A 12,360-nucleotide genomic window follows, 5' to 3' on the forward strand; every position below is an offset into this window, starting at 1 on the left:
CTAAGGCTACCATAAAATTTATAAATAAGAAGCCTTAAAAACCAACAAATTGCCTTATTTTACTACTTCAAAACCCTCTGGCGGGTTTTCTAACGCAATTTTTAATACTTCATCAATCCATTTCACTGGATGAATTTGTAAATCACCAATTACATTGGCAGGAATTTCTTTTAGATCACGTTCGTTATCTTTAGGTATAACGACGGTTTTGATACCACCGCGATGAGCTGCTAGCAGTTTTTCTTTAAGACCACCAATTGCCAATACTTCGCCACGTAAAGTAATTTCACCTGTCATAGCCACGTCACAACGTACAGGGTTACCTGTAAGCGTAGAAACTAAAGCAGTACACATTGCAATACCAGCACTTGGGCCATCTTTAGGTGTTGCCCCTTCTGGTACATGCACATGGATATCACGTTTTTCGTAGAAGTCTTCGGCAATACGTAATTTGCTAGCACGCGCTCGCACAACTGACATAGCAGCTTGAATCGACTCTTGCATTACATCGCCCAGCGAGCCAGTCGAGGTCATTTTACCTTTACCTGGCACTGATGTGGTTTCGATTGTGAGCAAATCACCACCAACTTCAGTCCAAGCTAAACCTGTTACTTGGCCGATTTGGTTTTCGCTATCCGCTTTACCATAGTCAAAGCGCTGTACGCCTAAGAAATCATTGAGGTTATCTTGATTAATCACAACCTTCTTAATGCTTTTATCCATTAAGATTTCTTTCACCGCTTTACGGCATAGCTTAGAAATTTCACGCTCTAAACTACGCACGCCAGCTTCACGTGTGTAATAACGAATAATGCCTAAGATGGCCGATTCTTCAATATCAATTTCAGCTGCTTTAAGGCCGTTGCGGTCTATTTGTTTTGGAATCAAATGACGCTGGGCAATATTGAGTTTTTCGTCTTCGGTATAACCTGATAATCGAATAACTTCCATACGGTCTAATAATGGACCTGGGATACGCATACTATTTGAAGTTGCAACAAACATGACGTCAGATAAATCGTAATCAACTTCTAAATAGTGATCAGCAAAAGTACTGTTTTGCTCTGGATCTAACACTTCTAATAAAGCAGATGCAGGATCGCCACGCATGTCAGATGACATCTTGTCGATTTCATCTAATAAAAACAGCGGGTTTTTCACCCCGACTTTGGTCATATTTTGAATCAATTTACCTGGCATTGAACCTATATAGGTACGACGATGACCACGAATTTCAGCTTCATCACGTACGCCACCAAGCGCCATACGCACATATTTGCGCCCTGTCGCTTTTGCGATAGATTGACCCAAAGAAGTTTTACCAACACCTGGCGGTCCAACTAAACATAAAATTGGTCCTTTTACCTTATTGGTGCGCTGTTGTACCGCTAAATACTCAATAATACGTTCTTTAACTTTGTCTAAACCATAGTGGTCGGTATCAAGAATTTTTTGTGCCGCTGGTAGATTCTTTTTAACTTTAGAACGTTTTTTCCACGGAACAGAAGAAATAGCCTCTATATAACTGCGCACCACTGTTGCTTCCGCTGACATAGGCGACATCATTTTAAGTTTTTGCAATTCAGCCAAAGCTTTGTCTTCAGCTTCTTTTGGCATTTGTGCTTCTTTAATTTTCTTCTGTAAGGTTTCAAATTCGTCTGGTGCATCATCTAATTCACCCAACTCTTTTTGAATCGCCTTCATTTGTTCGTTTAGATAATATTCGCGCTGGCTTTTTTCCATTTGTTTTTTAACGCGGCCACGAATTTTCTTCTCAACTTGTAATAAGTCGATTTCGCTTTCCATCAGCGCCATCAAAAACTCTAAACGCTCTGTAACATCAACAATTTCAAGAACAGTTTGTTTGTCATCTAACTTCAGTGGCATATGTGCAGCCATAGTATCAGCGAGTCTGGCCGGCTCTTCGATACCGTTTAATGAAGTTAAAACCTCAGGTGGAATTTTTTTGTTGAGTTTGACATAACCTTCAAATTGGCTGACAGCTGAACGAATCAATACTTCTTGCTCACGCTCGTCGACATCTGGTGAATCAACTAAACCAATTTGCGCAAAAAAGTAATCTTCTGTGCTTAGATATTTATGGATCTGACCACGCTGATTACCCTCGACCAACACTTTAACTGTACCGTCAGGCAATTTAAGCAGCTGTAAAATGGTCGCAACAGTACCTATTTGGTATATATCATCCGTACTTGGTTCATCAACTGAAGCATCTTTCTGTGCAACTAAAAATATTTGTTTGTCATTCTCCATTGCCGCTTCTAGACAACGAATGGATTTTTCTCTGCCGACAAATAATGGGATTACCATATGTGGATATACAACCACATCACGCAGTGCTAAAACAGGTATATCCGCTAAACCAGATGATTCTATTGTCATTTTATTATTTCTCTTTCCAAGGAGGGTGATAACAGTTTATATGGGGTTCAATATAGCGAGATCAAGCGATTAATCCAATCTCTAACGCCGAAAAAAGTGGATAAATGCAAGGTTTACAATCAATAGGTTAAATAATAAACGAATTACTAGAAGTGTATAAAACAAAGGAAGGAAATTAAGGCGAGTGATTAAACTCGCCTTCTGTACCCAAGTAGCTTGAGTCTTAAACTAATTACTCAGAGACGGCTTGTTTGCCTGTGTTTTCGTAAATCAGAATTGGATCTGATTCACCACTGATAACAGTTTCGTCTACAACCACTTTGGATACATCTTCAAGTGATGGTAGCTGATACATAGTATCTAACAGAACATTCTCTAAAATAGAACGCAAACCACGCGCACCAGTTTTACGTGTCATAGCTTTGGTCGCAATTGCACGTAATGCGTCATCTCTAAACTCTAGCTCAACACCTTCCATCTCGAATAATGCGGCATATTGTTTAGTTAAGGCATTTTTGGGTTCATTCAATATTTGAATCAGCGCAGCTTCATCTAACTCTGACAAAGTAGCAACAACAGGTAGACGACCAATAAATTCTGGAATTAAACCATATTTAACTAAGTCTTCTGGTTGCACATCAGAAAATTTCTCTGACAAACTTTTTTCTTCGTTTTTAGATTTAACCGTTGCACCAAAACCAATACCTGTGCCTTTGGCTGTGCGCTGCTCTATTACTTTTTCAAGACCAGCAAAAGCACCACCACAGATAAACAAGATTTTAGACGTGTCTACTTGTAAAAACTCTTGTTGTGGATGCTTACGACCACCTTGAGGTGGTACTGAAGCTATTGTGCCTTCAATCAGTTTAAGCAGTGCTTGCTGCACGCCTTCACCCGATACATCACGAGTAATTGAAGGGTTGTCTGATTTACGGGAAATTTTGTCTATTTCATCAATGTACACAATGCCACGTTGAGCAAGTTCAACATCATAATCGCACTTTTGTAATAGCTTCTGGATGATGTTTTCAACGTCTTCACCTACATAACCAGCTTCAGTTAAGGTAGTAGCATCAGCCATAGTAAATGGCACATCTAAAAAGCGCGCAAGTGTTTCCGCCAATAAAGTTTTACCACTACCAGTTGGACCTATTAACAAAATATTACTCTTGCCTAGCTCTACCGAAGTTTTCGCTTTCTCACTATTTTTTAAACGCTTGTAATGGTTGTATACAGCAACGGACAATACTTTTTTCGCCAGTTGCTGATCGATAACGTAATCATCTAGATGTTGATGAATTTCTACAGGCGTAGGTAATTTTTCTTTGGTAGAACGCGCTTCTGGTGCTATTTCCTTGATTTCTTCGCGAATAATGTCATTACATAACTCGACGCATTCATCACAAATGAACACAGAAGGTCCAGCAATTAGCTTGCGTACTTCATGCTGACTTTTACCACAGAATGAGCAGTGCAATAACTTATTATCGCCTGACCCATCACCTTTGCGGGAATCTGTCATTTATTTACCTCTATTCTTTCTATTCGCGTAACTTATCTATATAGACCTTATTTTAGCTCAGTTTGTTGACGACGATCTAAAATACTATCGATTAGACCATAGTCTAGCGCGTTTTGAGCAGTCATAAAGTTATCACGATCTGTGTCTTGTGACACTCGTTCGAAATCTTGTCCAGTGTGTTCAGCCATTAAACGATTTAATTTCTCTTTAATTGCCAAAATTTCACGCGCATGAATTTCAAAGTCAGATGCTTGACCTTGGAAACCACCTAACGGTTGATGGATCATAACACGAGAATTCGGTAAACAATGACGTTTACCTTTTGCACCACCCGATAGTAGGAAAGCGCCCATACTCGCAGCTTGACCAATACACACAGTTGATACGTCAGGCTTGATAAATTGCATAGTATCGTAAATTGCCATACCCGCAGTCACAGAGCCGCCTGGAGAATTGATATAAATATGAATATCTTTTTCTGGGTTTTCTGATTCTAAAAACAATAATTGAGCCACAATCAAGTTAGCCATATGGTCTTCAACCTGGCCAACCAAAAATATTACACGCTCTTTTAATAAACGTGAATAAATATCAAATGAACGCTCGCCCTTTGCAGTTTGCTCGATCACCATAGGCACTAATGCGTTAATTGGATCGTAATTTGTATTATTTGTATTCATGAATTCCTTAGCTCTAAAAATAAAAATGGCCTGAACGAATCTCATCCAAGCCATTTAAACAAGGCGAACCCTGCTAAGTCAATTAGAAAAATGAATAATTAAGCTTGTTTATTCATAATTTCGTCAAAAGATTTAGCTATGCTCTCAACTTGTGCCTGTTCTAAAATGAAGTCGATTGCTTGATCTTCCATAACAACATTTTGAATGTTAGCTAACATTTCTTTGTTGTTGTAGTAATAATCAACTACTTCTTCAGGAGATTCGTAAGCAGAAGCTAAAGACTCTACAGTTTCTTTAACACGCTCGTCGTCAACTTTGATTTCGTTGCTACGAACAAGTTCAGATAATAATAAACCAGTTTTCACGCGACGTTCGGCTTGGTCTTTGAATAATTCAGCTGGTAGCTCAGGCATATTTTGGTTGCCATTACCAAAACGCTGTAAAGCTTGTTGACGTAAAGCATTAACTTCTTGGTCTACTAAAGCTTGTGGAACTTCGAAAGAAACAGCTTCTAATAAAGCAGAAATTGTTGCTTCTTTAGCTTGTTGCTTAAGCGTTTGTTTTAACTCACGTTGCATGTTTTGACGAACTTCAGTTTTAAGTGCGTCTAAACCACCTTCTTCAATACCGAATAATTTGCAGAACTCTTCGTCTAACTCTGGCAATTTGCGCTCTTCAACTTTGTTTACTTTGATTTTGAATACGGCAGGTTTACCTTTTAAGTTTTCTGCGTGGTACTCTTCTGGGAAAGTAACGTCGATAGACTTTTCTTCGCCAGCAGCTAAACCGATAATACCGTCTTCAAAACCTGGGATCATACGACCAGAGCCTAACTCGATGTCAAAACCTTCAGCTTTGCCACCTTCAAAAACTTCACCGTCAACTGAACCTTCGAAATCTAAGTTAACACGGTCGCCTTCAGCTGCAGCACGCTCAACAGTTTCAAATTTAGAATGTTGCTTACGTAAAGTCTCTAACATGTTGTCTAAGTCAGCGTCAGTTACTTCTGCAGTCGCTTTTTCAACTTTAAGTGCGTCTAAACCTTCAACTTTAACTTCAGGGTAAACTTCAAATACAGCTGTAAAGCTGAAATCTTCGCCTTCATTCATAGATTGTTCTTGAATTGAAGGAGTACCTGCTGGATTTAATTTTTCTTGAACAACAGCTTGATAGAAGTTTTGTTGGATAACTTCTTGAGCTACTTCTTGACGTACAGCTGCACCGAAACGTTTTTTGATTACGCTTACAGGAACTTTACCAGGACGGAAACCGTCGATGCGCTGAGTTTTTGCCAAACCTTGAAGTCGGCTCTTGACTGCAGATTCTACTTTGTCTGCAGGAACAGTAATTGTTACGCGGCGTTCTAAGCCTTGTGTTGTTTCAACAGAAACTTGCATTGCTATACCTCAAAATTATGAGCGAAAGGCTCTATTTCCTTTGGGACCAATTAATAATTGATAAGCCCTGAATCGACATAAAACCTGCTGGAAAAAAGTTGTACCGAGCAGATATTCTATGAACATTAAAAAAATGACGCAGCATTATAGCGATCACTTAAGCAGGAGTCGAGAGAGAATATGGCTAAAGGTTAAAAAATTACGTTGAATGTAAAGTGGTCGGTGATGCAAGATTCGAACTTGCGACCCCTTGGACCCAAACCAAGTGCGCTACCAGGCTGCGCTAATCACCGAACTAGAAACTGTAACAAGAAAATGGGGTGGCTGATGGGACTTGAACCCACGACAACCGGAATCACAATCCGGGGCTCTACCAACTGAGCTACAGCCACCATAGTAGAAATGTTTTCTAAATGGCGCGTCCTGCAGGATTCGAACCTGCGACCCACGGCTTAGAAGGCCGTTGCTCTATCCAGCTGAGCTAAGGACGCTTTCGAAGTCCCTATGGACTCATTTAGAAAGTGGTCGGTGATGCAAGATTCGAACTTGCGACCCCTTGGACCCAAACCAAGTGCGCTACCAGGCTGCGCTAATCACCGACGTTGCTTGAGGTCTCCCTCGACAGCGGGGCGCATGTTACCTAGATCACCTGGGTAGGTCAAACACTTTTTTGCAGTTTTTTCGCATTTTTTTCAATATCCGCTTTGTTTGCGCAAAATAACTTCAATTAGTGTATTTTTAATACAAAGATGTGCTTTATTTTCACAAACACACAGACAATAAGATTAAAAAACTCAAATGGTCTATTTTAAAAACGAATAAATTACAGGCATAAAAAAACCAGCCGAAGCTGGTTTTATGTGAAGCAATTAAAAATTAGAATTTAAATTGTTTAATTTGCACAGACAATTGCTGTTCAACTTCAATCATAGATTGAGTGCTGTGCTCTAATTCTTTGGTTTCTTTAGCAAGTCGAGTTGCACCATCTAACAAGTGCTCAATACCTTGGCTAACCTCTTTAGTTAATAACGACTGTTCTTCAGTTGCACTGGCAATTTGAATTATCATGTCGTTGATACCACTCATCTTGTCGGAAATAGTACCAAATGAGTCAACCGTTTTTTGCGTTGAGTCTATGGTTTCGCTAACTAAGTCTTTACTGCGATGTGACGCTTTGTAAGAGTCGTCTGCTTTACTTTGTAGCGAAGCAATAATACTTTCGATTTCTTCAGTTGACTGACGTGTTTTACTTGCTAATGAACGAACCTCATCCGCAACTACCGCAAAACCACGGCCGGTTTCACCCGCCCTTGCTGCTTCTATCGCCGCATTAAGCGCTAACAAGTTAGTTTGTTCAGCAATGCCTTTAATTACATCTAACACACCACCAATGTTTTCACTGGCAGATTTAAGCTCTGATGCGACTTTGGCATTGTTCTCCAATTCATCCACTAATTGTTGAACATGTTCTAAATTAGTTTCAACATCCGTGCGGCTTTGTGCAGCTAGATCAAATGCTTCAGTGGTGCTTGATGCTGTAAGTTCAGCATTTTGTGCAATTTCACCTGTCGCTTCCGACAACTGTTTCAAATAATTTAATGAGTGCTCAGTTTGCTCTTTTTGCTCATGGGTATTCATGGTCGTTTTGTGGCAAACGTCACTGATTGTGCTTGATAAACCACCTAACCCACTTGCACCCTGTGCAACATCGGTAATGATTTCTTGAATCTTTTGGATAAAGCTATTGAAGTTGGTCGCTAATCTACCAATTTCGTCATTGGTTTTAACAGGAATTCTTTGGGTTAAATCACCACCACCCGCGGCAATATCTCGTAAAACATCACTTACTTGGGTTAATGGTTCAATCACTACTTTTTTGATTAAGAATACCAGCAGTGCAAGTAGCGCTATCATAGAGACTATCATAGACAACCATCTCTGATTCCATTGTGAGGACAATCTATCGTCTACAGCTGAGCGTGAAAAAGCAATCTTGATTTTACCAATTAATTCGCCGTCACTACTTTTAATTTCATACCATTTGGCTTGACCGTCTAACTCAACATCTTGCTTAAGTTTAGTTTCAGCCATGTCTTTGTCTCTATGGTCGGTCACTTTAACTTGGGCAATAATGGGATCTGGCATGTAAGCATCAATGATGCTCTGGATAAGCGGGAAGTCGTATGAGAAAACTGGGTCTTGTAAAATTACTTGAAGCTGTTTGACCACATCAGCCTTAGTATTGTCATATCTCGCATTTTCGTCACCTTCTTGGATGGACATAGTCCATACTGCAACTGTAGTGAGTACAGTAAAGTTGACCAACAACAAAGCGATAAGTACTTTTTTGGCTATTGATTGCATATATATTTTAACCTCATACGATGCAGACTGCTTGTTTAATACTGTTCAAAAAACTATTTCGGCAATTGTGTAAGTTTCTTTAGTCCAACTAATTGATTTTCTGAATCAAAAAGCTTTTCAGTGTATAAGCTCAGTTTGAACAGTTAGATTTATAATTATTGGGTGCCGCAGTTTGAATATACTTCAAAGTTAACGGCTTTGTTAAAGGTAAGACAGTTAAACAAATTTAACAAGCCTATTTGTAACTGAATTGTTGATATATTTCGTTATTTACTAAAAAACGTAAAATAAACGTTTAATCAGAATAAAAAAGCACGGCTTTGTACTAATTATTCTCCGTTAATTGTGGCAATAATTTTTCGACTGCCAGCAAAATCTCTATGTTCACCTAAATATATTCCTTGCCAAGTGCCTAAAGCCAAGCGCCCTTGACTGATAGGAATCGTCAGCGAAACACCAAACAAACTACTTTTTATGTGTGCAGGCATGTCATCATCACCTTCGTAGGTGTGTCGGTAATATGGCTGGTTTTCTGGCACCATAACATTGACGTGATCTTCAAAATCAGCTCGCACTGTCGGGTCTGCATTTTCATTTATGGTTAAGCTCGCAGAAGTGTGCTGCAACATCAAATGACAAATACCGATATTAACCTGTGATAATTCAGCTAACTTAGCCTCTACTTCAGAGGTAACCAAGTGAAAACCTCTAGATTTTGCTGACAAAGCTATTTTCTTTTGTAACCACATAAGTAAATTAATTCGCTACCTTATCAAAACATATTTCGATATGGGCAGAGCCAGATTCCGCTTCAAACGGCATAATGACGATTGGCCCATCAGATTTGTGGGTAATTGTATGGCCTTTACCAGAAACCACCATAGGTGTGGCCATGTCGAAATCGTAGCCCTTTTCAGCGAGTAATTTTTTCGCGCCGCCAGTAACCATGTTGGTTATTTCACCAACCATATCGGTTACCTCTTCGTTTATACCATCAGGTTTTTCACCTAACATACGGCTCATAATTTCTAGAGCGAGTCCTTCTTCAAAGGATACAGAAAACGATCCTTTGGTTTGAGGACCAACCATGCCAATTAATCCCGACACATCTCCACGAGCGACTTCATCTTTTTTTAACCTTGGTTTTAGAGGCTTAAGCTCCAACATCGCCATAGTGCTAATAACGTTAACTAATGAAGAAAGAAATGGGTTGACGAATTCTACATTCATATCAATATCCTAAGACGACCCTTTTAATAAATAAAATAAAAATACCCAACAAGTTTGCCTTGCACTGCAAATTTTGTAAACCCAAATAACACATGGCTTTTTCAGCAAGGCAGTTGAATAATCTAAAGCAACCAACTGCTAACAAATTACCCAGATCTCAGGTTATATAGTAAACTCTTATATAAAGGGTAAAAGTAAAATGGCAATGCAGCAAGCAAGTTTATTTGAAATTGAAGTAAAAAGCCCATGCATACATGTATGCCAAAGTGGGCCCAGAGGCTATTGCAAAGGTTGTTTACGCAGCCGTGAAGAGCGATTTTATTGGGAAAAACTTACTTCGCCGCAAAAACTTCAGGTAATACAACTATGTGCATTACGCCGTAAAAAGCTCAATTCAAAAAAAGCCCAGCAGCAAGAAAAAGCATTGCTTGCAGAGATTCAAGCTCAACAACTCGATTTGTTTTAACCCTCATTCTTCAATAAAAGTGACGTTAGCCTCAATTTCAACACCAGCTGCTCTTAACATGGCTGCAACTGAACAGTATTTATCTAAAGATAAATTAACCGCTTTTTCGACAGCCACCTCACTGACACCAGATGCCGAGATTTTAAATGCGAGTACGATATTTTCAAATACAGCCGGTATTTGATCTTTACGTGTGGCTGTAACATTTACGTCAAGCGAAGTTAAATTGGCTTTTTTCTTTTGCAAAATGGTTACAACATCAAAAGATGCACAGCCCGCTAGACCCATCAGAACCATTTCCATTGGCCGAGTACCTGCATCTAAACCACCGGCACTTGGAGGACCATCCATTAAAACCGAATGACCAGTGCTAGAATTTGCTAAAAACTGCTTATTACCTTTCCAAGATATTTGTATAGGTTGGCTTGACATAATATAGATTACTCTCCAATCTGATGAATTATAATGAGTTTGACACAAAGCATCTTATGACAAAAGCAAAAGGTTTCACTACTAAACTAGTCCACGCAGAGCGTCAACAAAAGCCGCATGCGGGCGCAATTCATTTTCCTGTCGACCATTCTGTTCTCTTTGCGTATGAAAAAGCTGACGATTTAATTGATGTCTTCCAAGGGCGCAGCAGCCAACATGCATATGCTCGACAATCTTCACCTAGCATTAGTAGCTTACAAAACACCATAAGCTATTTAGAAGGTGGCCACGCAAGTTTAGTATTTTCTAGCGGTATGGCAGCGCTCACCACCCTAATGCTCACTTTACTAAAAGCTGGTGATCACGTTATTTTCAGTCGCTTTGTTTTCGGCAATACTAATAGCTTTGCAGACACATTAAGCAATTTAGGTATCGAAATTAGTTTAGTTGATATAACCAACATAGAAGAAGTTCAGTCGTCAATAAAACCGAATAGCCGTTTGTTGTTTTGTGAAACCATTGCTAACCCAATGACACAAGTGGCGGATATCAATGCTTTAGGTAACCTGTGTAGCAGACATAATCTCCTCTTTACTGTCGACAATACTATGACCCCGAGCTATTTGTTGGATGCGGCAAACTACCCCATAGATCTATTAATTACCTCGTTGACCAAATATTTTGGCGGGCATGCAAATGCTTTAGGGGGCGCAATCATAGATATGGGGAAATTTGACTGGCGCAACTTCCCAAATATTCTACCCACTTATCAGAAAAATGCTCCTCAAGATTGGGGGTTAACCCAAGTTAAAAAGAAAGGATTACGTGACATGGGTGCTTGTTTGTCGGCTGATTCTGCTCATCTGCTCGCGGTTGGGTCTGAAACCATGGCTTTGCGCCTTGAAAGATCGTGCAAAAATGCACATACGCTAGCCAACTATTTAAATAATCACGAAAAGATCAAAAGTGTATTTTATCCTGGCCTGACGGACCACCCACAACACCAATTAGCATCGATACAATTTACGCACTTTGGTGCGATTTTAAGCTTCGCACCTATCGATGACATTGACTGCATAAAAGTTATAGATGCGTTTGAGTTAATTTTATGTTCTACCCACCTTGGTGACAATCGCACGCTCGCAATTCCAGTCGCGCAAACAATTTATTATGAAATGGGCAAAGAAAAACGAGCCGCCATGGGTATCAGCGAAAACATGATCAGACTATCCGTAGGCATTGAAGATATTGATGATTTAATCGAAGACTTAGCCCAAGCGTTAAATAAATTAGACTAGTTACAATTGTTAAGACAATGAAAATTTTCTAGCATGTCGCGCTATTTAAGTCTATTCTCTAAATCATAATGATAAACTTTTGAAATTTATGGCGAGTATCAAGGAGCTGCACAGTGAAATTGCATGATGATATTCATAACTATTATGAAAATTTAGTCATTAATAAACTTCAGCAAATGAACATCAATGAAGAAACTAAAGACGCTGACTATTTGGCTGATCTGTGTTGCTTAGTGCTAAACCAGCTGCCGCCACGTTATATCAGGTATGAAGTAGATATGGCTTTTTATATGCCTCAAGCTGAGCGCTTACAAATGGAAATGAATGTAGATAGCGCAATTAGAAGTGCCATCAAATTTCTGACGGAGCGAGACAAGCGCTAAAATGAGTTTAGAATCAGCACCAAAACATGTAAAACTAGCAGTTGACCTGATATATTTGCTTGAATCGAATGAAGTAGAACCTGAAGACGTATTAGCGGCTTTAAAATTGGTCGAAGATGACTTCAGACACAAAGTGGTTCAACGGAACAAACAACAATAGTAGTAACGGATGGGGGTTAACCCCA

12 protein-coding genes and 4 tRNA genes are annotated in these 12,360 nt (G+C 39.5%); 4 read left to right on the plus strand and 12 right to left on the minus strand.

What is annotated here, in order from left to right:
- Window positions 1-54 precede the first annotated feature (54 nt).
- From lon to WSC_RS0108685, 11 genes are all read right to left on the minus strand, one after another.
- Window positions 55-2,403, minus strand: a complete 2,349-nt coding sequence (gene lon / locus WSC_RS0108635) for an endopeptidase La (protein ID WP_016955527.1) — start codon at window positions 2,401-2,403, stop codon at window positions 55-57.
- A gap of 232 nt (window positions 2,404-2,635) precedes the next feature.
- Window positions 2,636-3,925 (minus strand): ATP-dependent protease ATP-binding subunit ClpX, encoded by a 1,290-nt coding sequence (gene clpX / locus WSC_RS0108640; protein ID WP_016955528.1) that lies wholly within the window; start codon window positions 3,923-3,925, stop codon window positions 2,636-2,638.
- A 47-nt stretch (window positions 3,926-3,972) separates the two neighbouring features.
- Window positions 3,973-4,605, minus strand: a complete 633-nt coding sequence (gene clpP / locus WSC_RS0108645; RefSeq protein ID WP_016955529.1) for an ATP-dependent Clp endopeptidase proteolytic subunit ClpP — start codon at window positions 4,603-4,605, stop codon at window positions 3,973-3,975.
- 98 nt (window positions 4,606-4,703) lie between these two features.
- Window positions 4,704-6,002: a trigger factor gene (gene tig / locus WSC_RS0108650; protein WP_016955530.1), complete on the minus strand. Its 1,299-nt coding sequence runs from the start codon at window positions 6,000-6,002 to the stop codon at window positions 4,704-4,706.
- A 216-nt stretch (window positions 6,003-6,218) separates the two neighbouring features.
- A tRNA-Pro gene (locus tag WSC_RS0108655) sits at window positions 6,219-6,295 on the minus strand.
- 23 nt (window positions 6,296-6,318) lie between these two features.
- Window positions 6,319-6,394, minus strand: a tRNA-His gene (locus WSC_RS0108660).
- A gap of 22 nt (window positions 6,395-6,416) precedes the next feature.
- Window positions 6,417-6,493, minus strand: a tRNA-Arg gene (locus tag WSC_RS0108665).
- Window positions 6,494-6,524: 31 nt separating this feature from the next.
- Window positions 6,525-6,601 (minus strand) — tRNA-Pro (locus tag WSC_RS0108670).
- A 277-nt stretch (window positions 6,602-6,878) separates the two neighbouring features.
- Window positions 6,879-8,366 carry a methyl-accepting chemotaxis protein gene (locus WSC_RS0108675; protein WP_016955531.1) on the minus strand — a complete coding sequence of 496 codons (1,488 nt, stop codon included), beginning with the start codon at window positions 8,364-8,366 and terminating at the stop codon, window positions 6,879-6,881.
- A 329-nt stretch (window positions 8,367-8,695) separates the two neighbouring features.
- Entirely contained in the window at window positions 8,696-9,115 is a 420-nt protein-coding gene (locus tag WSC_RS0108680; RefSeq protein WP_016955532.1) for a secondary thiamine-phosphate synthase enzyme YjbQ, read from the minus strand.
- A 7-nt stretch (window positions 9,116-9,122) separates the two neighbouring features.
- On the minus strand, window positions 9,123-9,596 hold the full coding sequence (locus tag WSC_RS0108685) for a chemotaxis protein CheX (RefSeq protein WP_016955533.1): 474 nt from the start codon (window positions 9,594-9,596) through the stop codon (window positions 9,123-9,125).
- Window positions 9,597-9,795: 199 nt separating this feature from the next.
- Here WSC_RS0108685 and WSC_RS0108690 point away from each other — a divergent pair, with 199 nt between their 5' ends.
- Window positions 9,796-10,062: a DUF1289 domain-containing protein gene (locus WSC_RS0108690; RefSeq protein ID WP_016955534.1), complete on the plus strand. Its 267-nt coding sequence runs from the start codon at window positions 9,796-9,798 to the stop codon at window positions 10,060-10,062.
- A gap of 3 nt (window positions 10,063-10,065) precedes the next feature.
- Here the strand turns inward: WSC_RS0108690 and WSC_RS0108695 are convergent, their stop codons facing one another.
- The gene (locus WSC_RS0108695; protein ID WP_016955535.1) at window positions 10,066-10,494 is read right to left on the minus strand and encodes an OsmC family protein; all 429 of its coding nucleotides are present in this window, start codon (window positions 10,492-10,494) and stop codon (window positions 10,066-10,068) included.
- A gap of 56 nt (window positions 10,495-10,550) precedes the next feature.
- Here WSC_RS0108695 and WSC_RS0108700 point away from each other — a divergent pair, with 56 nt between their 5' ends.
- The 3 genes from WSC_RS0108700 (at window position 10,551) to rsmS (ending at window position 12,335) form a co-directional block, all read left to right on the plus strand.
- Entirely contained in the window at window positions 10,551-11,792 is a 1,242-nt protein-coding gene (locus WSC_RS0108700; RefSeq protein WP_026016752.1) for a cystathionine gamma-synthase family protein, read from the plus strand.
- Between the two features lie 113 nt (window positions 11,793-11,905).
- The gene (locus tag WSC_RS0108705; protein ID WP_016955537.1) at window positions 11,906-12,175 is read left to right on the plus strand and encodes a late competence development ComFB family protein; all 270 of its coding nucleotides are present in this window, start codon (window positions 11,906-11,908) and stop codon (window positions 12,173-12,175) included.
- 1 nt (window position 12,176) lies between these two features.
- The gene (rsmS, locus tag WSC_RS24625; protein ID WP_016955538.1) at window positions 12,177-12,335 is read left to right on the plus strand and encodes a pleiotropic regulatory protein RsmS; all 159 of its coding nucleotides are present in this window, start codon (window positions 12,177-12,179) and stop codon (window positions 12,333-12,335) included.
- The last annotated feature ends 25 nt before the right edge of the window (window positions 12,336-12,360 follow it).

Origin of the sequence: Catenovulum agarivorans YM01, from assembly GCF_000281085.1 — a bacterium.
GTDB classification, from domain to species: Bacteria; Pseudomonadota; Gammaproteobacteria; order Enterobacterales; family Alteromonadaceae; genus Catenovulum; species Catenovulum agarivorans.